Origin of the sequence: Kribbella sp. VKM Ac-2569 (assembly GCF_004216905.1) — a bacterium.
Lineage (GTDB): Bacteria > Actinomycetota > Actinomycetes > Propionibacteriales > Kribbellaceae > Kribbella.
In genome coordinates, this window is record NZ_SGXJ01000001.1 from 1,641,427 (window position 1) to 1,665,391 (window position 23,965).

Here is a 23,965-nt window from a genome sequence, read left to right on the forward strand (position 1 = left end):
GCCGAGCCCCCTGCGGAGCGCGCTTGCCAGGCAAGCGAGACTTGGTCCGCACACAACTCGAGACTGCGGGAGATTTCGATGAGTTCTGCCCAAGCCCAGATCGGCGTCACCGGCCTCGCGGTGATGGGCCGCAACCTGGCCCGGAACCTCGCGCGCAACGGGTTCCGCGTCGCCCTCCACAACCGCTCCCAGGCGCGCACCGACGCGCTGGTCGCGGAGTTCGGCTCCGAGGGCGAGTTCATTCCCTCCACGGACCTGGCCGGCTTCGTCGAGTCGCTGGAGCAGCCGCGCAAGGTGATCATCATGGTCAAGGCCGGCGCGCCGACCGACGCGGTCATCGACGAACTGGTGCCGCTGCTCGCCGAGGGCGACATCGTCGTCGACGCCGGTAACGCGCACTTCGCCGACACCCGGCGCCGCGAGGCCGCGCTGCGCGACAAGGGACTGCACTTCGTCGGCAGCGGCGTGTCCGGCGGCGAGGAAGGCGCGCTGAACGGCCCGAGCATCATGCCGGGCGGCTCACCGGAGTCCTACGCGGCACTGGAGCCGATGCTGACCAAGATCTCCGCGCACGTGAACGGCGAGCCGTGCTGCGTGCACGTCGGCCCGGACGGCGCCGGCCACTTCGTGAAGATGCTCCACAACGGCATCGAGTACGCCGACATGCAACTGATCGCGGAGGCGTACGACCTGCTCCGCCACGTCCTCGGCCTGTCGCCGGCAGAGCTCGCGGACGTGTTCCGGGACTGGAACACCGGCGACCTCGAGTCGTTCCTGATCGAGATCACCGCCGAGGTCCTCAGCCAGACCGATCCCACCACGGGCGGCTCGTTCGTGGACGTCGTCCTGGACCAGGCGGAGCAGAAGGGCACCGGCCGGTGGACCGTGCAGTCCGCGCTCGACCTGGGCATCCCGGTCAGCGGCATGGCCGAGGCCGTGTTCGCGCGGTCGCTGTCGGGTGACGTCGTACGGCGGGAGGCCGCTGCCGGCGTACTGCCCGGGCCTGGGGACGTGAAGGCGGAGGTCGATCGGGACGCGTTCATCGAGGACGTGCGGTATGCGCTGTACTCGTCGAAGATCGTGGCGTACGCCCAGGGGTTCGACGCGATCCGGGCGGCCAGCGAGGAGTACGACTGGAACGTCGACCTCGGCGCGATGGCCAAGATCTGGCGCGGCGGCTGCATCATCCGGGCGCGGTTCCTCGACCGTGTCACGGAGGCGTACAACCGGAACCCGTCGCTGCCCTCGCTGCTGGTGGACGACTACTTCAAGGAAGCAGTCGCCAGCGGGCAGGAGGCCTGGCGACGGGTGGTCGCGACCGCGGCGACCGTCGGCGTACCGGCTCCTGGGTTCTCGGCGGCCCTGTCGTACTACGACGGCCTGCGGGCCGAGCGGCTGCCTGCCGCCCTGATCCAGGGCCTGCGCGACCTGTTCGGGGCGCACACCTACAAGCGCGTCGACCGTGAGGGCAACTTCCACCTCGAGTGGTCCGGCGACCGCTCCGAGGCGACCGCGTAGACAGCAACCGCAGCAACACACAGGAAGCCCGCCGCTCCGACGCCGGCCACGTTGAACCCGTGTACGGCGTCGGAGCGGGCGGCTACTGTTCCGGCGACTGTGCTGAGCAGCGCCGTACCCAGTGATGCTCCGACCTGCTGGGACGTCATCACCATGGCGCCGGCCACCGCACTGTCGGCACCGGCGCCGAGGGTGGCAGTGCTATTGGCCGTGACCAGGACCCAGCCGGTGCCCAGACCGACCAGCAAGAACACCGGCATGACCTGCAGCCAGTAGCTGGAGTCCGGGCGCAGGAGACCGAGCAGAGCGAGACCTGCCGCGATGGTGAGCAGTCCGGGGCAGATGAGCGCACGAACGCTCGCCTTGGCCAGCAGGCGGCTCACCGCACGTACGCCGACCATCAGACCGACTGTCAGCGGCAGGAAACTCAGGCCGGCGCGGATCGGCGAGTAGTGGCGGACGGTCTGCAGGTAGAAGGTCAGGAAGAACAGCGCCGCGAACATGCCGATCGCGAGACTGAAGACGGCCAGGTACGACGCACCTCGCTTGCGGTCTCGCACTACGCGCAGCGGGAGCAGTGGGGACGCCACTCGCGCCTGCACTGCCAGAAACGCCGCTAGTAGTGCCACACCCGCAGCCAATGACGCGTACGTCGCGGGCGCGCTCCACCCATCCGACTCCGCTCGGCCGAATCCGAACACCACTGCCATCAACCCAGTGGTGGCCAGCAGTGCACCTAGTACGTCGACTCGCACGTCTGCAGCGCGTTGCACCGGAGGTACGGCGTACAGGACACCTCCCGCCGCCAGTGCAGCGATGGGGAGGTTGACGAACATGGACCAGCGCCAGTCCAGGTACTGCGTCAGCACACCGCCCGCCAGGATGCCCAGGCCGGACGCACTGCCCATGACGGCGCCGTAGATCCCGAACGCCTTTCCGCGCTCCGCCGGCGCCGGGAACGAGGCCGCGAGCGTTGCCAGCACGGCCGGAGTCAGCAACGCGCCGAAGACGCCCTGCAGTGCACGTCCGGTCAGCAACATCGCCCCGCCTGTTGCTGCCCCACCGAGCGCAGAGGCCAGCGCGAATCCGGTCAGCCCGATCAGGAGCGCACGCCGACGCCCGATCAGGTCACTCGTCCGTCCACCGAGCAGCAGAAGTCCGCCGTACCCGAGCGCGAAGAGAGTGATCACCCACTGCCGCGACGGATCCGACAACCCCAGGTCCTGCTGCATCGACGGCAGCGCGATGTTGACGATCGTCAGATCGATTCCCACCATCAACTGCGCCGTAGCCACCGCCCCCAACGCCCACCACCGCCGCTGCTGGCTGTGGTCGAGGGCGACTTGTATCTCGAGTTCGCTCATGGTCATCCTTAAGTGAACAGCTGTAGTGCTACGACTGTAGGGCAACGTGTGTTGCAATACAATCGGCTGTATGGATGCTGGGACGACGCGGAGCCGGAACCGGCGCGGGCAGGGTGAGCTGCTGCGGCGCGAGATCATCGACGCCGCGTTGCGGATGCTGAACGAGCTCGGCGACGACGAGGCGCTCTCGCTGCGCGCGGTCGCCCGCGAGGTCGGGATCGCGGCGACCTCGGTGTACATCCACTTCACCGATCGCGACGAACTCGTGTTCGCGGCGCTCGAGCAGTGCACCGCCGACCTGCTGCGCGACCTCGAACAGGCCGAAGCGAGTGGCGGCGACGACCCGGTACGCCGGCTACGCGCGCGACTCCTGTTCCTCGGCAGCTGGACACGCGAGTACGCCGGTCTCTACAAGGTGCTGCACGAGAGCACGCTGAACCGGCGGATGCATCTGATCTTCAAGGAAGAGTTGGCGATCCGGGCGACCGCTGCCGTTCAGGCCTGCATGGACGCGGGACTCGCACCGACGGACGATGCGGCGGCCGTGGCGCTCGACCTGCGCTCGGCGGTGCACGGCGCGGTCTCGATCCGCATCAACGAGCCGGAGGCCGATCTTCCGCCTCTGGAGGACCAGATCGATCGTTTCCTGCGCAGGCTGGTTGGCGTGCCAATCGAACATGTGTTCTAATGGTCGTCCCGCGTCAGTTCCGAAGGAGATCGCCGCAACGATGACTGTAGACACTCTGGCAGTTGAGACGCCGTCCGACCTCGCCGACACTCCCGACCCGGCCAACCTGTCGACGGCCGCCCCCGAATCCACTTCCACCCCGGCGCCGACCAGCTCTGAGCCGACCGAGGCTGTGAAGCCGAAGAAGGCGCCGGCCAAGAAGGCCGCGAGCAAGAAGACGAAGACCATCGAGCTGACGCTGACCGTCACCGGGACGGCGGACGGTGAGTGGCGCGCCGAGCTGAAGCAGGGCACGACGTACCTGGCCCGCGACCTGGCCGTCGCCGCGGCCGCGGTGTCGCGTGCGGCCAAGGAGCTGCACGAGGACCTGTCGACCCCGATCGACGAGGTCATCGAGGAGGCCCGCTCCCAGCAGGCCGCCAAGGTCGCCGCCCTCGAGGCCGAACTGGAAGCCGCCCGCAAGGCCCTCGCCGACCTCGACTGAGCGCCCGGCTGATACCGCCTGATCCCGACGACAGGCTCCCCGTGGTCGGTCACCTTCCCTGATCAACCACGGGCAGGAAATGCAGAACCCGTCCGCAACCGTGTGAGGTGGTTGCGGACGGGTTCTGACGTTTGCTGACGCTGTATCCGTTGCCCACCGCAACAACTGGGACGGCGTGGCTCGCGCGCGGGCGAGAACCGGGGCTGCGCCCGCGTGGTGGGTGCATTGAACAGGTTACTTCCTGTCCGGCCACACGAGTTCCTGTACACCGGGCCCAGCGGAGGGCGGGGCTGGAGCAGGGATGTGACTGAAACGGCACGCCGTAGTGGTGGGCGGGGGTGGTGGGTTGGCCTTACCGTGGGTGACCTGGGCCGGGTCGGTGGGCCTTGATCTGGTCGAGGGGTTTGGCCGCTCCGGGGTGACAAGGGGTCAGATGAGCACTTTCCAGGACTTGGGTTCGCTGCTGATGGTGCGCGGCGCCGACGAGATCGACCACGCGGGCGGAAGCCTGTACGTCCACCTGCATCGCGTGGCCAAACGCCTTAGCTCCCTCGGTGCGTCCGACACCCTGGTGCTGGCCGGCCTCGCCCACGCGGCGTACGGGACCGACGGCTTCCCAACCCACCTGTTCGACTGGCAGACCGAGCGCTCGGTCCTGGAGTCGGTGATCGGCGCCGAGGCCGAGCTGATCGTCTACCGGTACGGCGCCTGCGACCGGGAGACCACCTGGCGCGACCTCGCTGAGCACCGCACGGTGACGGACCGCTTCACCGGTACGTCGGAGGAGCTCGGCACCGAGGACCTCCGCGACTTCGTCGACCTGACGATCGTCAACGAGCTCGACGTCCTAGACCACGATGCCAAACGGGCGCCGAAGCTGCGCGCGTTCCTCCAGGAACAGATCCCGCGCTGGCAGTCCCTCGCCTCCCCCGCGGTCCTCACCGAGTCGCAGCGCATCCTCCAGCTGTAAACAGGGGCCTGTAAAACTAGGGCTGTGAAACGGTTCCTGTGGCGGGGGTTCTTGGGACTTCTCGGGCTCTGGCTGGTCGTCACCGCGGCATCTCTCGGCTACAACCTCGTCACCAACGGAACCGCAGCACCACCACCCGGCCTCAAGTACGTGCAGGCCGGCGACATCAACACCCGCTACGACACGTGGGGTACGTCGGGAGCACCCGTCGTACTCGTGCACGGGTCAGCAGAGTCCGTCGACACGTGGTCACGGCTGGTACCGCTGCTCGCCGCCAACCATCGCGTGTACGCGTACGACATCACCGGCTACGGGTACTCCGAGCGCAAGGCGCCGTACACGATCGAGCATCTCGCGGCGCAGCTGCTCGGATTCCTGGACGCGATGCACCTCGGCGGGCCGGGTGAGCCGCGGCCGATCCTGGTCGGGCACTCGCTCGGCGCCGGGATCGCGGCCGAGGCGACGCTCGAGGCGCCGGACCGGATCGGCGGGATCATGTTCCTCGACGGTGACGGGCTGCCGTTGCCGGGCGGGCAGGCCGGGCCGCCGCGGTGGCTGATCGTCCCGCCGTACCGGACGTCGCTGTTCCGGCTGGTGCTCGACCAGGGCTGGCTTCTGAAGAAGATCTATAACAACGTCTGTGCCCCCAACTGCCCCGAGATGGTCGTCGACGACTGGACCCGCCCGTTCCGCCAGCCCGGTGCCGAGAAGGCAATCTGGCAGATGACCGCGCACGGCATCCCCGCGGTCGCCCCCGAACGGCTGGCGAAGCTGAGCGCTCTGAAGCTCCCCAAGGCGGTCGTTTTCGGCGTCGACGACACGAACGGCGGCAATCCGACCGAGACCGCGACCCGTATCGGCGCCCCCGCGCCGACGCTGATCCCGAACGCCAACCACCTCACGCCGATCTCCAACCCGGCCGAGGTGGCGGCTGCGATCAACGCACTTCGCTGATCGCAGATACAGCATTGATTTCTGGAAATCCGGCGATCGCCGACGGATGATCGGGGTATGGCCCGTTACGAAGTGGTTGCGCGCGCGAAGCCCGATCGTCGACTGTCCAACGCCGACTACATCGACCTCGCCCTGAACTCGTGGTCCTTGGACAAGGGCCTGCGGTTCCAGCGAATCGAGGACCTGCCGGACGGGTCGATCGCCGTCGTCCTGCAGCAGAAGATGTCGCCGCGCAAGCACGACACGGCCTGCGACATGGCGAACCGGAGCCTGGCCCAGCTCGGCATCCCGGCCAGTCAGGTCCAGCAGATCGACCTGCACCGGATGACCCGCAAGGGCGGCCGCGCGCTGGTCCGCTCGTGGGTCGGCCCGAACAACCCGCCCGGCCCGGGCACCGCCGGCGACCGCGAGCCGCGGCGCCCGAAGCCGACGCCGCCGCACCTGCAGACCTACCTCAAGGAGTGAAGACCTCGAACCGCGTGCCGTACTTCGTGCCCAGCAAGCCACCGGCCGGGCGCGAGGTGCCTTCGAGGAACTCCTCCGGGTCGAAATGCGGCCAGTTCAGCCCGTCGATGTAGGCCTTGTGCGCCTTCAGCGACTGCACTCCGACGTCGAACGTGTCGGTCGTGTCCGCCCCGTGCCGCGCGTCGGGTGAGCCCGCCGCCCAGACCTGCCGTACGCCGTCCCACTTGTCGCCGGCGTCCGTGAAGATCCACCGGTTCGCGGCGTCCCGGACCGCGTCGAGCGTGGCGCGGCCGGTGTTGATGTGGTCGGCCTGGTTCAGCAGTACGTCGCCGTCCCAGGTGTCGCGGAAGTTGTTCGTGATGACGATCTCCGGCTGGTGCCGGCGGATCGCGGCGGTGATCACGCGGCGGAGCGCGACGCCGTACTCGATGGTGCCGTCGGGCTGGCCGAGGAACTCGACCGCGGAGACCCCGACGATCCGGGACGACTCGATCTGCTCGGCCTCGCGAAGCGGAGCGCACTCGGCCGGGTCGACGCCGTCGATCCCCGCCTCGCCGGAGGTCAGCAGGCAGTACACGATCTGCTTGCCCTGCGCGGTCCAGCGCGCGATCGCGGCCGCCGTACCGAATTCCAGGTCGTCGGGGTGCGCGACCACCGCCAGCGCCTTCTGCCAGTCCTCGACCACGGGCTCTAGCCGTTCCACTGTGCTCATCCCCGCAGGCTAGCCCCCGAAGACCTGCTGGGTGTAGGCGTTCTCGAACGTGCGCTGCGGATCCAGCCGGTCGCGGACCGCGAGGAAGTCGTCGAAGCGCGGGTAGCGGCTGCGCAGGTCGTCCGCCGTGAGCGTGTGCAGCTTGCCCCAGTGCGGCCGTCCTCCGTAGTCGGCGACGATGTTCTCGAAGGCCCGGAAGTACGGGTCGTGCGACAGCCGATGGTACTGGTGGATCGCGACGTACGCCGTCTCGCGCCCGGACGCCGTCGACAGCCAGATGTCGTCCGGCGCGGCCACCCGGACCTCGATCGGGAACGAGATCCGCGACCCGGACGCGTCGATCCACTCCCGCAGCCGGCGGATCACGTCGACGACGTGCTCACGCGGTACGGCGTACTCCGACTCGCGGAATATCACGTTGCGCTCGGAACAGAACACCTTGTACGACGCGTCGACGTACTCCCGGGCCGACAGCGCACGCGAGGCGAGCTGGTTGGTCCGCGGCACCAGCCCAGGCTGCCGGACGGCGAGCCGGTTGGTCAGCTCGAAGACCTTGTTGGACAGCAGTTCGTCGTCGATCCAGCCGCGGACCCGGCCGACCGGCGAGGCGCCGACGCCCGGGCCGACCCGGTTGTTCCGCTTGGTCAGCGCGATCTCGGTGTGCGGGAACCAGTAGAACTCGAAATGGTCGTTGCCGTCGGCAAGTTCGCCGAACCCGTCCAGGACCTCACCGAGCGGCAGCGGCATCTCTTGCGCGCGCAGCAGGAACGCCGGCACGCACTGCAGGGTCAGTGCGCTGATCACACCGAGCGCGCCGACCGAGACCCGGGCCGCGGCGAACACGTCCGGGTTCTCCTCCGCCGAGCAGTGCAGCACCGAACCGTCCGCGGTGACCAGGTCCAGCGCGACGACCTGCGTGGCCAGACCGCCGAGCCGCGCACCGGTCCCGTGCGTGCCGGTGGAGATCGCGCCGGAGACCGTCTGCTTGTCGATGTCGCCGAGGTTCGCCATCGCCAGGTCGAACGCGGCCAGGCCCGCGTTCAGCTTCCGTAGTCCGGTGCCGGCACCGACCGTGACGCGGCCGGAATCCTTGTCGGCGTTGACGATCGAGGACAGTCCGTCCAGCCTGATCATCACCTGCTGCGGGACCGAGCAGCCGGTGAAGGAGTGCCCGGAACCCACCGCCTTGAGCTTCTTGCCCTGCTCGGCGGCGGACTTGACCGCGGCCGCGAGTTCGTCGGCCGAACCTGGTCGCAGGGTCTCGATCCCGGTCGCCGACTCGGTGCCGGCCCAGTTCCGCCAGGTGCTCATCCGAAGTTCTTCCCTTCGCCGCGGTAGGTGACCAGTTCGCTCACCTCGTCGCCCTCGATCGCCTGCAGGACGTCGAACCGCTCCAGCATCTCGCCTGCCTTCGCGTACCGCATCCACACTCTGTCGCCGATTTTCAGCCGATCGGCCGATTGTCCCTGGACCGGAGTCTGCACCTCACCGGCGCCTTCGGTGCCCAGCAGTTTCAGCCCGGACGGCGCGGCGGGCAGCGGCAGCCGCGACTTCTTCGCCGGCCCCGAGGCCACGTACCCACCGCCGAAGAGCGTGGCGATCCGCGGTGCGGGCCGCCGTACGACGTCCAGCGCGTAGGCCATCGCATGCTCAGGCTGGAAGACGTCGTACTTGTCGAAAAGGGTCGGGCCGTAGAGACCGGAGCCGGCGGTGACCTCCGTGACGACCGGGTCGGCGCTGCTGATCTCCAGGCTGCCCGTCCCGCCGCTGTTGACGATCCGGAGCGGCGCGACTTGCTTGACCGCGTCGACGACCGCGCCGCGCCGGTCGGCGAGCTCGGCGGCCGAACGGCGCTTCACCCAGCGAACGGCCGGCGACGTGTCGGGGAGGCCGGCGATCTGCGCCTCGTAGAACATCACGCCGGTCAGCTCGAACGTGTCGTCGGCGGCGACGGTGCGGGCCAGCGCCGCCACATCGGACGGGGTCCGCAGCGGCGACCGACGTACGCCGAGATGCTGGCCGAAGATCCGCAGCGAGGCGTCGACGTCGAGGCAGATCTGGATCCGGGCGGTGCCGGTCACGGCTGCCTTGACGTACCCGAGGTGCTCCGGCGAGTCGATCATCAGCGTGATCCGGGACGCCGCCTCAGGGTCCTCCGACAGCTCGCGGAGCGCGGTCCGGTGGGTCGTCGGGTAGCCGAGCAGGATGTCGTCGACACCGTTGCGGGCCAGCCAGAGCGCCTCGGGGAGCGCGTAGCTCATCACGCCGTGGAACCCGGGCCGCTCGAGCGCGGCCGTGATCAGCGCGCGGCAGCGGACCGACTTGGACGCGATCCGGATCGGCGTACCCGCGGCGCGCCGGACCAGGTCGTCGGCGTTCCGCCGGAACGCGGCGAGGTCGATCACCGCGTACGGCGCGTCCAGCCGCGCGGTCAGGCGGGCATACCGGTCGAAGTCACCCATAACCGGAGTGTAGGACACGAAATACTGAAAGGTAATACAACTTCTCCTCCAACTTCAGACCTGGGACCAGGGTGTCTCACGGGCGCGACCAAGGACCGGCACAGCTGAATCTGGATCCACACCCACTCGGAAAGGATTCTCATGAACGTCAGCCGCCGCACCCTCCTCCGGACCACCGGCGCCGCCGCGCTGGCCGCTCCGTTGCTGACAGGAGGCGCGGCCGCCTCTCCGAACCTCCCGTTCGGGCCGGTCAGGCAGATCGACGCCGGCGTCCTCAATGTCGGGTACGTCGAGCTCGGCCCGGCGCACGGCACCCCGGTGCTCCTGCTGCACGGCTTCCCGTACGACATCCACAGCTACGAGCAGGTCGCTCCGCTGCTCGCCCGCCGCGGCTACCGCGTCATCGTGCCCTACTTCCGCGGCCACGGCACTACGACGTTCCGCTCGGCCGCCACACCGCGCAACGTCGACCAAGCCGCGTTCGCGCTCGACATCCTCGCCCTGATGGACACGCTCGGGATCCAGCGGGCCGTGCTGGCCGGCTACGACTGGGGCTCGCGCACCGCGGACATCATCGCCGCGCTCTGGCCGGAGCGGGTCAAGGCACTGGTCTCGGTCACCGGGTACCTGATCACCAACCTGGAGTTCAACAAGAAGCCGCTGCCACCCGCGGCCGAGAACGCCTGGTGGTACCAGTACTACTTCGCCACCGAGCGCGGCGCGGAAGGCCTGCACCAGTACAAGCGAGAGATCGGCGAGTTCATCTGGAAGTTCAACTCACCGACCTGGAACTACAGCGCCGCGACGTACGCCCGGACCGCGGCCGCCTTCGACAACCCGGACTACGAGGCCATCGTGATCGGCAACTACCGGTGGCGGCAGAGCCTGATCCCGGCCGAGCCCGAGTACGCCGAACTGGAGACCGTACTGCAGAAGGCGCCGAAGATCGCCGTACCGACGATCACCATCGACGGCCGCTACGACCCGTTCACACCGGCCGGCAACGGGTCGTCGTACCGGGACCACTTCACCGGCCGCTACCAGCACCGCACCTTCGACGTCGGCCACAACGTGCCGCAAGAGGCACCGCGGGAGTTCGCCCAGGCAGTGATCGACGCTAGTCGATGACAGCCTCCAGAGCCGGTACGACGGTGCGCGCCCAGTCGGCCTGCTGATTTGCGTGTGTGGACGTGGTGGCGAGTAGGGCGACTGTGGAGCCGTGGACCACGGACAGGTCGACGTACGACTCCGCACCGGCGTACGCACGCACTGCGGCAGCAGCTGTGTCGTTGGCCCAGAGCTGTTTCACAGTCAGGTCACCGCCAGTGCCGCAGGCGTCCATGCGTGCCTTGTAGCCCTGGTAGTAGGTCTCCGCTTGGTTGGAGTTGCTGAAGCGGAGCAGGAGCGCTGTAGCAGGTAGGGCGTCGGCTGTGCGGTAGCTGCCGGTCAGGGCGTACGCGGAAACTGGCAGCGAGCCCTTGACTGGCTGGCCGGCACAGCCGGAGGGCAGTGCTTCGTACGACGCCTGGTGTGGGTCGCGGCGGCGGGTCCAGGTGTTGTTGCCGATGAAACCCACCTCGGCACCACCTGGGTCGACGTAGGTCTTCCAGCCACTGCCGAGCTTCTCTGGTGCAGGGAGGTTGGCAGCGGTGAGCGGACCGGCGCTGGCCGGGGGTGGTGCGGTCGCCTCCTCCGGTAGCTCCGGTGGGATGGCGGCGTCTGTCGGTTTGGTGGAGCTCAGTGTGTTGGTGGGCACCGGGACCGTCCCGCCGATCACTGTGGGGATCGGAGTCGGTGTGGGCGTCGGTGTGGGCTCTTGGGTGGCCGAGGTCGAGCTGCAAGCGACTAGAACGACTGACAACGCGCTGGCGACTACTAGGGCTTTCACTTCGGCTGGAAGTGCTGATAGTCGGGCTTGGACCAGTAGGCGCCCCAGAAGTACCCCTGGCCGATCAGAGCCTTTGTGGCAACGCTGCTCGAGAACAGCATGCCCGGACGCACCACGGACCGGTTGCGGTACGCCAGCCCGTTCGACGGGTACCAGACGCCGTTCGCGGCCAGGTAGGGGTTCTCCACGGTGTTGATGTCGATCGCCCACCCGTACGAGTGCGGCGACAACGAGTACGGATCACCTGTGACGCGGCGGCAGTTGAACGCGGACGTGTTGTCGGCCGCCATCGACTTGATGTCGCTGCCGCCGAACACGTCCACCCGGCGCATCTGCCGGATCGGGAACTTCGACGCGAACGTCGAGGTCCACACGGTGATCATCTTCGCCACCGCGGCATCCCGCAGGATCAGCTCGCCACGGTGCACGCGGCCGTCGAAACCCCAGTAGTTCAGCTGCAGCAGCCGTAGCGACGACGGCACCACGGGGCATCCGGAGCGGTACGTGTACGGCACCATCGCGGCGGAGACGGCGTACACCTTCGGGTTCAGGGCCGCCTTGATGACGATCATCGCCAGGCCGGAGTACTCCATCGCGGACTGGGCGACGTACCGCGTCACGACGCGGACGGTCCGCGTCTTCGGCAGGTCGTCGGGAACCCGCAGGCGGAAGTTGCCTCCTGCATCCATCGTGCCGATGTTCAGCAGTCGCCACACGCCGCTGCCGAGGTATTCCTGCAGTGCGAGCTCCTTGCCCGGCTCGGCCGGCACCATCCGCCCGGTGACCGAGACGCCGGTCAGCGTCGCGTACCAGGACGCCGGGGTGTTGATCAGGATCTTCCGATCCTGGATCGGCACCGTCCGGTAGTCCGAGATCGCGAGCGCCGTCTCCGCCTTGACCCCGATCATCGTGCGGAACGCCCAGGTACCCGTGTACGCCGACACGAAGCTGAACTTGTAGACGCCGCCGGTCGTGGTCCTTGTCGAGGCGCGCAGCACCCACGCACCGGGGACGCGCTGCCACAGCGTGATGTACGAGCCCGCGATCGGCTGACTGATCCTGCCGGTGAAGACGGTCGGCTTGTCCTCCCAGGACGCGGCCGGCTGGTCCAGCGTGATGGACCAGGCCGCCGCAGGGACCACCGCTGGTGTCGATGTAGGCGTCGGCGTGGGAGTAGGCGTAGGTATCTCAGTAGGTGTTTCAGTTGGCGTTTCAGTAGGCGTCTCTGTGGGAGTCACCGACGGTGTGACACTCGGCGAAGGACTCTCGTCCGCATTGGCCACACCAATCGACCCAAGACTCAGCAGAACCGCTACCGCCACCCCGACGACGCGTTTCATCCGCCTCCCCCTCCCCTGGACAGCACCTACCCCCTATAAGAGGCAGTCACACAGGGAAGACGTCACACGAAGGCGGGAAGTTCTTTCACTCCTGCAGTCTCTTCACAGCGGCGTCGATGCGCTCGTCGGTCCCGGTAAGCGCGACGCGGACGTGCCGGTCACCCGCGGTCCCGTAGAACGCACCGGGTGCGACGAGGATCCCCCGGTCCGCCAGCGCGCCGACGGATCCGTACGCGTCGTACGACGGGTGCGACGCCCACAGGTACAGCCCGCCGTTGGACAGGGTGATCTCCCAGCCCGCATCGGTCAGGGCGTCCCGCAGTACCGAACGGCGACGCAGGTAGCGAGCACGCTGCTCCTCGACGTGAGCGTCGTCCGAGAACGCGGCAGCCATCGCGGCCTGGATCGGCGACGGCACCATCAGCCCGGCGTGCTTGCGTACGGCGAGCAGCTCGGTCACAACGGTCGGATCGCCGGCGACGAAGCCGCCGCGGTACCCGGCCAGGTTGGAGCGCTTGGACAGCGAGTGCACCGCCAGCAGGTTGTCGAAGCTGCCACCGGACACGGCCGGATGCAGCACCGACACCGGCTTCTCGTCCCAGCCGAACTCGGTGTAGCACTCGTCGCTGACCAGCAGTACGTCGTTCGCCCGCGCCCACTCGACCGCGCGCCGCAGGTCAGCCGGCGGGGTGATCTCACCGGACGGGTTGCGCGGAGAGTTCAAGTACGCGACCCGGACCGGCCCGTCGTACGTCGTCGGGTCGGCCACCGGGACGCTGGTAGCCCGGGCGAGCGCCGCGCCGGCCTCGTACGTCGGGTACGCCAGGTCCGGGATGAGGACCGTGTCACCGGCCCCGATGCCCAGCAGCGTCGGCAGCATCATGATCAGCTCCTTGGTGCCGATCACGGGCAGTACGCCGCTCTGCGGGTCGACGCCGGCCACGTCCAGCCGCCGTGCCATCCAGTCCACGGCCGCCTGCCGCGCCGCCGACGTACCGATCGTGGTCGGGTACGCCGGGGCGTCCGCCGCGTCGGCCAACGCCTGCTTCACCAGCGCCGGCACCGGGTCGACGGGGCTGCCCACCGACAGGTCCACGATCCCGTCAGGATGCGCAGCCGCCTTCTGCTTGTACGGAGCGAGCTTGTCCCACGGGAAGTCTGGCAACCGGCTGGAGGTCTCAAAGATCACCTGCTCATTCTCCCCTACCCGCTCGGCAGCTGAGATTGCCTGTCCACATCACTACGATCAGTGCTGACAGGGGGTGACCGTATGACGTATGACGTGGCAGTGGTGGGGGCCGGTGCGATGGGGTCGGCTGCCGCTCGGGCGCTGGCTGCGGTCGGGCGAGAGGTCGTCGTACTGGAGCAGTTCACGCTCGGGCACGAGCGGGGCGGGTCGCACGGCGCGACGCGGTTGTTCCGGCCGGCTGCGGACGACGCCGAGATCGCTGAGCTGACAGAGCGCGCGCGGCCGCTGTGGCGGGAGCTCGAGGCGGAGTCGGGCGAGACGCTGCTCGAGGAGACCGGTGGGATCGACCACGGGATGGGTGACGCGTCGATCGAGGCCTTCCGGTCGTTGCACGGGGCAACCGGGTCGGTGCTGCCAGCGGCGGAGGCTGCGGAGCGGTGGCCGGGGTTCCGGTTCGAGACGCCGGTGCTGTACCAGCCGGGGTCAGGTCGGCTGTACGCCGATCGGACCGTTCGCGCGCTACAGGTCGTGGCTGATCGTTTGGGCGCCGAGTTCCGCGTGCAGTCACCTGTACGGGCGCTGCGGCCGCATGAGGGTTTTGTCGAGCTCGGTGTACCAGGGGGCGCGGTGCGGGCGCGGCACGTCGTATTGGCCACTGGTCCGTGGACTCCGCGGCTGGTGCACGGACTGGTGTCGTTGCCACCGTTCACGGTGACCCAGGAGCAGCCACGGTTCTTCACACCCCTGTCAGACGAGCTGGAGTGGCCGTCCTTCGTGCACCACGGCCCTACTAGCTACGGCCTCTACGAGCCCGGCTCCGGGGTCAAGGTCGGACTGCACGCGACCGGGCCTGAGGTGGACCCCGACGAGCGCGATTTCCTGCCGGAGCCGGAGCGGGACTCGGCCCTGCTGCAGTACGTCGAGCAGTGGTACCCGGGTCTGGACCCCTACAGATCCACAGCGATCAGCTGTCTGTACGACAACACGCCGACGGCCGACTTCGTCATCGACCGGGCCGGACCGGTCACGGTCGCCGCCGGGTTCTCCGGCCAGGGATTCAAGTTCGTGCCGCTGGTGGGCGCGCTCGTCCGCGACCTGGTCACCGGCGCCGCCAAAACGCCGGCCCGTTTCAGATTTCAGAGCTTTCAGAGGTAGAGACCGGTCTGGCCGTCCTCGAGGCGGCCGGCGGCCACCGCGTGCAGGTCGCGCTCGCGCAGCAGGATGTAGTCGTCGCCGCGCACCTCCACCTCGGCCCGGTCCTCCGGGTCGAACAGCACCCGGTCGTCGACCTCGACCGTCCGTACGTTCGCGCCGATCGCGACCACCTTCGCCCAGGAGAGGCGGCGGCCCATCTGCGCGGTGGCGGGGATCAGGATGCCCGCCGACGACTTCCGCTCGCCCTCCTGCTCGAGGGAGACCAGGACGCGGTCGTGCAGCATCCGGATCGGGAGCTTGTCGTCGGACAGCCGCTTGCGTGAAGTCACCGGCGACCCACCAGGCGGCGGATCACCAGGAGGACGCCGACCACGCCGACGACGGCACCGGCGACCGCGACGATCTTCTGGGTCCGCAGCTGGCCCTGCTCGTCGAAGACCTGGGACTTGGCCTGCTCGACCTGCCGCAGGGCGACGTTCTTCGGGTTCGCCCGGTCGACCAGCTCGTCCACGGTCGAGGCCAGACGCGCCCGGGTGGCGGCGATGTCCGCCTCGATCTGCTCGGCGGTCCGAGCCTTCGTGTCCGACACGTGTCGGCGCTCCTTCCATCGGCGGGGCTGCCCCGGTCTGCTCCTCGTCACCCACCATCCTCGCAGGTCATCGCAGCAAGTCCACGACCACCTTGATGTCTTCCGGTTCCCGCACCAATGCGTCCGGCCACTCGGACAGCGGCACGGTCCGGGTGATCAGCTGCTCCAGCCAGGCCCGGTCCGCGGCCAGCAACACGTCCACGGCGTCTGCGTAGTGCCGCCTCCCTGCGTTCACCGTCCCGACCAGGGCCGCGTTGCGGACCACCAACTGCCGGACCAGCGCGTCGAGCTGCACGTCGACAGTCGCCGGCCCGGGGTGGATCCCGGCCAGACACATGACACCAGCAGGCGGCAGCAGCGACGCACAGTCGAACACCAGCTGCCCAGCACCCGTTGCCTCGATCACCACATCCGGTACGACGTCCAGCTGCCCGAGGTCGGTGATGTAGATCCCGCCAAGCGCCCGTACCAGCTCTGGCTTCGGCCCGTCCTCAACTCTGTCCAGCACGTGTACGTCGTACCCGCGCTGCCGGGCGATCAGTGCGGCCAGCAACCCGATCGGACCGGCACCCGTCACCAGTACGTGCTGCGGAGCGAACCACGACCGGGCTCCGACCTGGTCCACCTGCTCCCACGCCTTGGTGAGGATGCTGGCCGGCTCCACGAGCACACCCAGCTCTCCTAGAGCAGCAGGCACGGGTACGGCGAAGTACGGGTCGACCCGCCAGCGCTCAGCGCCGTACCCATCCATCTCCTTGATGCCGCGCTCGGTGTACTGCCCGTTGCGGCAGAAGTCCCACTCACCCCGTGCACACGCCGGACAGGGCACCGGGTCGGGTCGGCGTACCACTCCGGCGACCAGGTCCCCGGTGGTGAAGCCGGAGCCGGCAGGTGCCTCCAGCACGCGTCCCAGCGACTCGTGTCCGATGACTAGATGATCGGCACCGGGACGGCCGCTGCCGAACGCTCCGGAGACCAGCTCCAGGTCGGTCCCGCAGATGCCTGTCAGCAAGCCCTCCACCAAGATCGACCCGTCGACGACGGGAGGTTCTGGGACGTCGCCTACTGTCGCCGAGTCGGACTTGCCCGGCGTGACTGTCATGGCCCGCATCGGGTCAGGCTAACCGGGTCATGTCGACGGTCACCTCGATGGCCGTCGCCGCATCACCCGAGTAGATGCCCTTCAGCGGTGACACGTCCGCGTAGTCGCGGCCGATCGCCACCCACACGTGCCGGTGCCCGATCGAGATGTCGTTGGTCGGGTCGAAGCCCCACCACTCGCCGGTCCACGCCTCCACCCACGCATGGCTCTCGCCGACGACGCTCTCGCCCACTGCCGCGTCCGGCTTGGTGTGCAGGTAGCCCGACACGTAGCGGCTCGGGACACCGACCGCGCGCAGCATCGCCAGGGTCAGGTGCGCGTAGTCCTGGCACACGCCCTCACCGGCCTGCCACGCGTCGACAGCAGACGAGTGCACACCAGTGGTGCCACGCTGGTACTTCAGCGTGTCGTGAACCCACTTGGAGATCGCGAGCACGGTCTCCTCCGGCGAACGGCCCCGCCGCAACGAGCGGGCGACCGCGGACAGCTCCCGGTGCTTCGGCACGTACGTCGTCCACTCGAGGTACTCGGCGTACGCATCCAGGACGTCTGCTGACTTCAGCTGTACCCAGCTGACCTCAGCGGACGGTGGGGTCTGGTCGCTCGTCTCGACGACGGACGCCGCGATCACCTTCAGCTCGGTGTGTGGGGTGTGCAGGTCGAAGGAGTTGACCTCGGTACCCCAGTAGTCCGTGTACTTGTACGCGCGGGCCGGAGGGATCGTCTCCAGCCGAGCCACCATGAGGTTCTGCCGGTCGTCATGCCGCGGCGTCAGCCTGGCTTCGTTGTAGGACTGGGTCACGGCCGTCGCGTAGCGGTAGCCCGTCGTGTGCACGACGCGGAGGCGCCAGTTCACAGGTTCACCTCCGTGTTGTTCCACTCGATCCACGGCACCGCATGGAAGTACTGCCGGGACACCGCCTCACCGACGTCGCGGACCGTCGTCTGCAGCGCCTGCAGCCTGCCGGTCAGGTTGTCCAGCAGCTCCGCCGGCTGCAGGAACTCCAGATCGCTGCGCGCCTTCCCCAGCAACCGTGACGCCTCCGCACCCGCACCGATCCGCGCCGACGGCCCGTGGTCGAGGTCCTCCAGACACGACTCCGCCTGTTGCAGCGCGTGGAACACCGACCGCGGGAACAGCCGGTCCAGCAACAAGAACTGCACTACCCGGGACGCATCGAGCGCACCGCGGTACGTCCGCAGGTACGTGTCGTGCGCACCCGCAGAACGCAGTACTGTCACCCAGCCGGGCGACGTGGGCCGGTCGCCCACTCGGGACATCAGCAGCCGGACAAGCATGTCCACTCGCTCCACCGACCGCCCGAGCACCAGGAACCGCCAACCGTCGTCGCGGCTCATCGTGGAGTCGGCCAGCCCGGCGAACATCGCGGCCCGGTTCTCCACGAACGTGAAGAACTCGTGCGGGCCCACCCGGCGCGCAGCGCGCTGCCGCTCGGGTACGGCGTTCCACATCGCGTTGATGCACTGCCACAGCTCACTCGACACCACCTCACGCGCGACCCGGGTGTTCTCCCGCGCGCTGGCGATCGAGGACACGATCGACCCGGTCTCCGGCGACATCGCGACCAGCTCGGTCAGGCCCCACACGTCCAGCTCGCTGCCGTCCGGCGGAGTGATGCCGAGGACCGAGAGCAGCCGGCGGCTGGCAGTGTCGGCGTCGACGGTGGCGTCCTCGAGCAGTTGGTGGACCGAGACGTCGAGGATCCGGGCGGTGTCGTCCGCGCGTTCGACGTACCGGCCGATCCAGTACAGCGACTCGGCGTTGCGTGCGAGCATCGTCAGCACCTCCTCATCACTGTTGCTGCTGCTGTTGGGCGGCGTTCAGCTCAGGACCTTGCTCCGGCGTGCTCTCCGGTTTCAGCGTGGGGGTCCCGAGACCGGGTCCACGAAGCTCTGCGTCCTCACCGGACGCTCTGGGCGCCAGCACCCAGGTGTCCTTGGACCCGCCACCCTGTGACGAGTTGACGATCAGACTGCCCTCGGGAATCGCCACTCTGGTGAGTCCACCTGGCAGAACGAACACGTCCTCGCCGTCGTTGACCGCGAACGGCCGCAGGTCCACATGTCGTGGCTGCAGCCGTTCACCCACCTTCGTCGGCACAGTGGACAGCTGTACGACGGGTTGCGCGATCCAGCCACGTGGATTGGCCCTGATGCGCCTCCGCTGTGCCTGGAGCTCCTTGGGCGACGCATCCGGCCCGAACACGATGCCGTACCCGCCAGAACCCTCCACTGGCTTGGTGACCAGCTCGTCCAGCCGGTCCAGTACCTCCGCATGCTCTGCGGGCAGCCAGCACCGGTACGTGTCGACGTTCGGCAGCAGAGGCGTCTCACCGAGGTAGTACTTGAGGATCTCCGGCAGGTACGTGTAGATCAGCTTGTCGTCACCGACGCCGTTGCCGATGGCATTGGCGATCACTACATTGCCTGCGCGCGCTGCGTTGACCAGACCGGCCACACCGAGCACGGAGTCCGGAACGAACTGCACCGGGTCCAGGAACTCGTCGTCGATCCGCCGGTAGACCACGTCGACCCGCTGCTCGCCTTCTGTCGTCCGCAGGTAGATGACGTTGTTGCGGGCCAACAGGTCCCGCCCCTCGACCAGCTCCACCCCCATCTGGCGGGCCAGCAGCGAGTGCTCGAAGTACGCCGAGTTGTAGACGCCTGGTGTCAGTACGACGACGTTCGGGTCGGTCACGCCCGGTGCCGCGGCCCGCAGCGAGCGGAGCAGGTGTACGGCGTAGTCGCCGACCGAACGGACCCGGTGCTTGGCGAACAGGTCCGGGAACACCCGCGCCATCGTGCGGCGGTTCTCCATCACGTACGAGACCCCGGACGGGCTGCGCAGGTTGTCCTCGAGCACCCGGAAGTCGCCCTGCTCGTCCCGCACCACGTCGATCCCGGCCACGTGGATGCGGACACCGTTCGGCGGCGCGATACCGGCTGCCTGCCGGTGGAAGTGTTCACAGGAGGTGATCAGCCGCCGCGGCAGTACGCCGTCCGCAACGATCTGCTGCTCGCCGTAGATGTCGGCCAGGAACGCCTCCAGTGCACGCACCCGCTGTACGACCCCACGCTCCAGCCGCGACCACTCCGACGCTGTGATCACCCGCGGCACCAGGTCCAGCGGGAACGGCCGCTCCTCCCCCGACAGGCTGAACGTGATCCCCTGATCGACGAGCGCCCGGTCGAGCGCCTCGGACCGGGTGGTCAGATCCGCCGGCTGCAACGGCTGCAGCGAGTCGTGCAGCCGTTTGTACGCCGTACGCACGCCATCGACCGGATCGAACATCTCGTCGTACGCCCCTGCATGCGGACGACGCGGGTCGAGGTAGCCGTCGAACAACTGGCGGGAGGATGCGCGGCTCATTTGCAGATCTTCACCCACGCAGCCTCCGCTCGCACCCCGAAAGGGCCTAGTTCTTCCGCACGTAACATTGCGCTCAGTAGACCTACCCGTGGAGGACCTGATGTCCGATCGTCTGTCCGTTGGCGACACCGCCCCCGACTTCACCCTGCCCGATGCCGACGGCAACGAGGTGGCACTGGCGGACCTGCGCGGAAAGAACGTGATCGTCTACTTCTACCCGGCCGCGATGACTCCGGGCTGCACCAAGCAGGCCTGCGACTTCCGAGACTCGCTCGACTCGCTGCAGGCCGCCGGGTACGCCGTACTCGGGATCTCCCCCGACAAGCCGGCCAAGCTGGCGAAGTTCCGGGAGCGAGACGGCGTGACGTTCCCGCTGCTCAGCGACCCGGACAAGGAAGTGCTGCAGGCGTACGGCGCGTTCGGCGAGAAGACCATGTACGGGAAGAAGGTGACCGGCGTGATCCGGTCCACGTTCGTCGTCGACCCGGAGGGGAAGGTCGCGGTCGCGCAGTACAACGTGAAGGCGACCGGCCACGTCGCCAAGCTGCGCCGCGACCTGGGCCTGTGACCTGGATTGTGAAAAGGCACCTCCTTGTGGGCGTTTCCGGAGGGAAACCTTCGACCGTTTCATGACGTTGGTCCATGGAACGGTCGTTTGAAGCAAACTACCGCTGTGATTTGGGTCACACAAACATCTCAGCGGATCGCAGCGGAGTCGGCACTCTCGGTGAGTTTTTAAGCGTTCTTGTGAAAGAGCCGTACTCCGGGGACGGTTCCGGTTCAGCGACGGGTGGGTCACGACCTTCGGCGGCCTTCGCCGTGACGTGCGGAAACCGGGTAATCTGCGCGCGCAGTCTGCCTCTGAAGGGAGGGACCTACCGCGATGGGAAAACATTCCTCTGCGGTGACGCGAAGTAACAACAACCGTCGCTCGGTGTACATCACCGCGGTCGGGCTACTGGTGCTGTCGTTGGGCGCCGTCTTTGTGGTCCGCTCCTTCGGGTCCGAGGCAGGCGCCGACGGGTTCCTCGGCGGCGGCAAAGCCTGCGCCGACCCGGCGCAGATCCAGCTGGCCACGACGCCCGAGATGCAGTCCCCGCTCGAAGCCGCGGCCAAGTCGCTGGCGGCCAAAGGCGGCAAGGACGGCACGCCGTGCCTGCAGGTCACTGTCAGCGCGGCGCCGTCGGCACAGATCGCGCGGGACGTCGCTCACGGCAGCGACAGCCGGCCGGACCTGTGGGTTCCGGACTCGTCGCTGTGGGTCGCCCAGGCCGACGACGGCCAGAGCGTGCCGAGCATCGCGGTCCCCTCGATCGCCACGTCGCCGATGGTCATCGTCAGCCGCCGCGAGAACTTCGCCGACACCTCGTCCTGGCTCCGCATCATGGCCGCCAACGAGCCGGCCCTGCTCGACCCGCTGAACACCTCTCCCGGCGCGCTCACGTTGCTGGCGGTGCAGAGCGAACGGCAGAAGACGTCAGCCTCCGACGGTCAGGTGTCGCAGTTGGTCGTCCCGCTGGCCCAGCGGCTCGGGTCGATGGCCAAGCCGTTCACGGACGTCAACGCGCTGTTCGGCCGTGCGGACCAGGACGGCAGCAAGACCGTCGTACCGGCGTCCGAGCAGAGCTTCCTGAAGTACCAGGAGGCGCACCCCGAGGCGCAGCTCCGGGCGATCCAGCCGGACACCGGGACACTGTACCTGGACTACCCGATCGTGGTCACGGCGAAGTCCGACACCGACTCGGCGAACGACGCTGCCCAGGCGCTGGCCACCGAACTGCTGACCGACGGCGCCACGCAGGCGCGTGACCAGGCCGGCTTCCGGGACACCACACTGAACCCGCTCGCCGGCGGCCGCGGCGTCGGCGACGTCAACCAGCTGCCCAAGCCGACCAGCCAGGCGATCGATACCACGCTGCAGAACTGGACCCGGCTGTCGCTGTCCACGCACTCGCTGGCGGTCATCGACATCTCCGGTTCGATGGCGGAGAAGGTCGGCACCAAGACCCGGATGCAGCTCACGATCGAGGCGGCCGCGGGTGGCCTCAGCCTGTTCCCGGACAGCGCGGAACTCGGCCTGTGGACGTTCTCGACGACCATCGGCAGCGACAAGGCCGACTACAAACCGCTGGTGCCGATCGCGCCGCTGTCGAAACGGCAGCGCGGCAAGATCGTCGACCAGCTGAAGATCCAGCACCCGATCCCGAACGGCGGCACCGGCCTGTACGACACCGCGATCGCCGCGGTCCGGCAGGTCCGGCAGGAGTACAAGTCGAACGCGGTCAACACGGTCCTGCTGTTCACCGACGGCAAGAACGACGACCCCGGCAGCCCGACGCTGGCGCAGGCCGTCCAGGCGCTCAAGGCCCAGCAGGACCCGTCCCGCCCGGTCCGCATCATCGCCCTGGGCATGGGTCCCGAAGCGAACGCCGACGAACTCAGCGCCCTGGCCGGAGCCACCGGCGGCGCGGCGTACGTCGCCCGCAACCCCGGCGACCTGAAGAACGTCTTCATCGACGCGCTCCAGAGCCGCTGACCCGAGTCGCCTCCCCTAGGATGTCTGTCCAAGGGGCGGCGACTCCCCCAGCCTGAGTGGTGGAACGGCAGACACGCCGGCTTTAGGTGCCGGTGCCCCCGGGCGTGCGGGTTCAACTCCCGCCTCAGGCACTACACATTCATCCCCGGCGGTCCTCGTACGCCGCTGCCGGCGGTACGTCGTACGACACCGGCAACTGCTGCCCGGTGTTCCGGGCGATCGCGACCAACGCCGACAACGTGTGCTCGAACCACCCGAACAACACCCACACGAACAGACTCCACACAACACACCCGACGGCGTACGCGATCCCGGCCACGACCGAGTAGCCGGTGGTCGGGTCCACCAACGTGAGCAGGATGCTGACCCCTGCCGCGACCATCGCCAGCCCGATCAGCACCCACTTGACCACCCCGATCGCGACCGCGACGCGGGCGCCGGCTGCCATGGAATTCGACATGATTCCCCCTTCGTCCGAACGTCGGCGTACGGTCAGCCGATCCTGGCCCAGGAGCCGCAGCGACGGGTCTCGAAGGCCTTATCGGTCTTCTTGATCGTGACGACCTGGTTGCCACCGTTGCCATTGGCATTGATCCCGTCGAGATCGCCCTCGGTGTTCTTCAGACGGGCCCAGTAGCAGTCGCCCTCGTTGCCGTTGCGGTAGGTGCCGGGCTTGATGTCGGTACCTACCAGGAACACCCCGTCCTCGGTGATCGCAGCCTTCGGTGCGGGCGGCGGCGCCGTCACCGTCTTCGCCGGTCCAGGCACCGTCTGCGTAACAGTCGGTCCGGCAACTGTCGCACCGGCCGGGCCGGGCACAGTCTTGGTCACGGTCGGCTGCGGTACGCCGGCGCCCGCTGTGGGCGAGCCGCTGCCGTTGCTCCCGCTGGTGCCGATGATCAACCCGAGCAGGAAGGTTCCTGCGGCAACAACCCAGGGAACCCACCGCCGCCGCTTCTTCGGCGGCGGCTGCAGCTGCGGTTCCGGCATCGGGTTGTACGGCGGATTGCCGGAGAACCCCTCGCCCGGCTGCAGCGGCTGGTTCGGGCTGTTCGTGTACTGCGGATATTGCTGAGACATGATGATTCCTCCCCCGGTCCCCGAGCCCCCCTCGGGATCCACAGCGACAGTAACGGTGAGTAGCGGTCCTGGCTATAG

Annotated in this window: 25 protein-coding genes and 1 tRNA gene; 11 read left to right on the forward strand and 15 right to left on the reverse strand. The window is 68.3% G+C overall.

All coding sequences use genetic code 11. From position 1 onward, the window contains the following. The first annotated feature begins 78 nt into the window (after positions 1-78). Complete coding sequence (gndA, locus tag EV649_RS07655) at positions 79-1,518, forward strand: NADP-dependent phosphogluconate dehydrogenase (protein WP_130381855.1); 1,440 nt, start codon at positions 79-81, stop codon at positions 1,516-1,518. Here the strand turns inward: gndA and EV649_RS07660 are convergent. Beyond that, complete coding sequence (locus EV649_RS07660) at positions 1,446-2,882, reverse strand: MFS transporter (protein ID WP_130381857.1); 1,437 nt, start codon at positions 2,880-2,882, stop codon at positions 1,446-1,448. The two genes, gndA and EV649_RS07660, sit on opposite strands and share 73 nt — an antisense overlap. A gap of 70 nt (positions 2,883-2,952) precedes the next feature. Between EV649_RS07660 and EV649_RS07665 the strand changes: the two genes are divergently transcribed. From EV649_RS07665 to EV649_RS07685, 5 genes are all read left to right on the forward strand, one after another. After that, positions 2,953-3,570, forward strand: a complete 618-nt coding sequence (locus EV649_RS07665) for a TetR/AcrR family transcriptional regulator (RefSeq protein ID WP_130381859.1) — start codon at positions 2,953-2,955, stop codon at positions 3,568-3,570. 40 nt (positions 3,571-3,610) lie between these two features. Next, positions 3,611-4,054: a DUF6319 family protein gene (locus EV649_RS07670; protein WP_130381861.1), complete on the forward strand. Its 444-nt coding sequence runs from the start codon at positions 3,611-3,613 to the stop codon at positions 4,052-4,054. Positions 4,055-4,487: 433 nt separating this feature from the next. Then, on the forward strand, positions 4,488-5,024 hold the full coding sequence (locus EV649_RS07675; RefSeq protein WP_130381863.1) for a DUF6817 domain-containing protein: 537 nt from the start codon (positions 4,488-4,490) through the stop codon (positions 5,022-5,024). Positions 5,025-5,048: 24 nt separating this feature from the next. Continuing rightward, a complete protein-coding gene (locus tag EV649_RS07680) occupies positions 5,049-5,978 on the forward strand; it encodes an alpha/beta hydrolase (RefSeq protein WP_130381865.1) in 930 nt (309 codons plus the stop codon). Between the two features lie 57 nt (positions 5,979-6,035). After that, the gene (locus EV649_RS07685) at positions 6,036-6,443 is read left to right on the forward strand and encodes a hypothetical protein (protein ID WP_130381866.1); all 408 of its coding nucleotides are present in this window, start codon (positions 6,036-6,038) and stop codon (positions 6,441-6,443) included. On the opposite strand, the gene EV649_RS07690 is transcribed toward EV649_RS07685, so the two are convergent. The 3 genes from EV649_RS07690 to EV649_RS07700 are packed head-to-tail and all read right to left on the reverse strand — an operon-like array spanning position 6,433 to position 9,617. Next, the gene (locus tag EV649_RS07690) at positions 6,433-7,155 is read right to left on the reverse strand and encodes a PIG-L deacetylase family protein (RefSeq protein ID WP_130381868.1); all 723 of its coding nucleotides are present in this window, start codon (positions 7,153-7,155) and stop codon (positions 6,433-6,435) included. The genes EV649_RS07685 and EV649_RS07690 overlap by 11 nt on opposite strands. Positions 7,156-7,164: 9 nt before the next feature. Next, positions 7,165-8,466, reverse strand: a complete 1,302-nt coding sequence (locus EV649_RS07695) for a D-arabinono-1,4-lactone oxidase (protein WP_130381870.1) — start codon at positions 8,464-8,466, stop codon at positions 7,165-7,167. Next, entirely contained in the window at positions 8,463-9,617 is a 1,155-nt protein-coding gene (locus EV649_RS07700; protein WP_130381872.1) for an amino acid deaminase/aldolase, read from the reverse strand. Before EV649_RS07700 ends, EV649_RS07695 begins: the two co-directional genes overlap by 4 nt. A gap of 141 nt (positions 9,618-9,758) precedes the next feature. Here EV649_RS07700 and EV649_RS07705 point away from each other — a divergent pair, with 141 nt between their 5' ends. Next, positions 9,759-10,745, forward strand: coding sequence for an alpha/beta hydrolase (locus tag EV649_RS07705; RefSeq protein WP_130381874.1), 987 nt, complete (start codon positions 9,759-9,761; stop codon positions 10,743-10,745). Here EV649_RS07705 and EV649_RS07710 read toward each other — a convergent pair. From EV649_RS07710 to dapC, 3 genes are all read right to left on the reverse strand, one after another. Further along, entirely contained in the window at positions 10,735-11,373 is a 639-nt protein-coding gene (locus tag EV649_RS07710) for a hypothetical protein (RefSeq protein ID WP_130381876.1), read from the reverse strand. The two genes, EV649_RS07705 and EV649_RS07710, sit on opposite strands and share 11 nt — an antisense overlap. A 128-nt stretch (positions 11,374-11,501) precedes the next feature. Continuing rightward, entirely contained in the window at positions 11,502-12,647 is a 1,146-nt protein-coding gene (locus tag EV649_RS07715) for a M15 family metallopeptidase (protein ID WP_198682352.1), read from the reverse strand. A gap of 283 nt (positions 12,648-12,930) precedes the next feature. Continuing rightward, entirely contained in the window at positions 12,931-14,031 is a 1,101-nt protein-coding gene (dapC, locus tag EV649_RS07720) for a succinyldiaminopimelate transaminase (protein ID WP_198682458.1), read from the reverse strand. An 84-nt stretch (positions 14,032-14,115) separates the two neighbouring features. Here dapC and EV649_RS07725 point away from each other — a divergent pair, with 84 nt between their 5' ends. Continuing rightward, entirely contained in the window at positions 14,116-15,189 is a 1,074-nt protein-coding gene (locus EV649_RS07725; protein ID WP_130381882.1) for an FAD-dependent oxidoreductase, read from the forward strand. On the opposite strand, the gene EV649_RS07730 is transcribed toward EV649_RS07725, so the two are convergent. From EV649_RS07730 to EV649_RS07755, 6 genes are all read right to left on the reverse strand, one after another. Continuing rightward, a complete protein-coding gene (locus EV649_RS07730) occupies positions 15,180-15,473 on the reverse strand; it encodes a co-chaperone GroES (RefSeq protein WP_198682459.1) in 294 nt (97 codons plus the stop codon). The genes EV649_RS07725 and EV649_RS07730 overlap by 10 nt on opposite strands. 41 nt (positions 15,474-15,514) lie before the next feature. After that, positions 15,515-15,778, reverse strand: a complete 264-nt coding sequence (locus EV649_RS07735) for a DUF3618 domain-containing protein (protein ID WP_130381886.1) — start codon at positions 15,776-15,778, stop codon at positions 15,515-15,517. Positions 15,779-15,845: 67 nt separating this feature from the next. Then, positions 15,846-16,889 (reverse strand): glucose 1-dehydrogenase, encoded by a 1,044-nt coding sequence (locus EV649_RS07740; RefSeq protein WP_130381888.1) that lies wholly within the window; start codon positions 16,887-16,889, stop codon positions 15,846-15,848. Positions 16,890-16,893: 4 nt separating this feature from the next. Next, a complete protein-coding gene (locus EV649_RS07745; protein ID WP_130381890.1) occupies positions 16,894-17,736 on the reverse strand; it encodes a transglutaminase family protein in 843 nt (280 codons plus the stop codon). Next, positions 17,733-18,677: an alpha-E domain-containing protein gene (locus EV649_RS07750; RefSeq protein WP_130381892.1), complete on the reverse strand. Its 945-nt coding sequence runs from the start codon at positions 18,675-18,677 to the stop codon at positions 17,733-17,735. Before EV649_RS07750 ends, EV649_RS07745 begins: the two co-directional genes overlap by 4 nt. 16 nt (positions 18,678-18,693) lie before the next feature. Next, entirely contained in the window at positions 18,694-20,271 is a 1,578-nt protein-coding gene (locus tag EV649_RS07755; protein ID WP_130381894.1) for a circularly permuted type 2 ATP-grasp protein, read from the reverse strand. Between the two features lie 100 nt (positions 20,272-20,371). Here EV649_RS07755 and bcp point away from each other — a divergent pair, with 100 nt between their 5' ends. The 3 genes from bcp (at position 20,372) to EV649_RS07770 (ending at position 22,938) form a co-directional block, all read left to right on the forward strand. Continuing rightward, positions 20,372-20,839, forward strand: coding sequence for a thioredoxin-dependent thiol peroxidase (gene bcp, locus EV649_RS07760; protein ID WP_130381896.1), 468 nt, complete (start codon positions 20,372-20,374; stop codon positions 20,837-20,839). Between the two features lie 336 nt (positions 20,840-21,175). Then, positions 21,176-22,807, forward strand: a complete 1,632-nt coding sequence (locus EV649_RS07765; RefSeq protein ID WP_241997829.1) for a substrate-binding and VWA domain-containing protein — start codon at positions 21,176-21,178, stop codon at positions 22,805-22,807. A gap of 50 nt (positions 22,808-22,857) precedes the next feature. Further along, positions 22,858-22,938: transfer RNA gene (locus tag EV649_RS07770), tRNA-Leu, on the forward strand. A gap of 8 nt (positions 22,939-22,946) precedes the next feature. Here the strand turns inward: EV649_RS07770 and EV649_RS07775 are convergent. Next, on the reverse strand, positions 22,947-23,267 hold the full coding sequence (locus EV649_RS07775) for a hypothetical protein (protein WP_130381900.1): 321 nt from the start codon (positions 23,265-23,267) through the stop codon (positions 22,947-22,949). Positions 23,268-23,299: 32 nt separating this feature from the next. Then, positions 23,300-23,887, reverse strand: a complete 588-nt coding sequence (locus tag EV649_RS07780) for a hypothetical protein (protein ID WP_130381902.1) — start codon at positions 23,885-23,887, stop codon at positions 23,300-23,302. Positions 23,888-23,965: the final 78 nt, after the last annotated feature.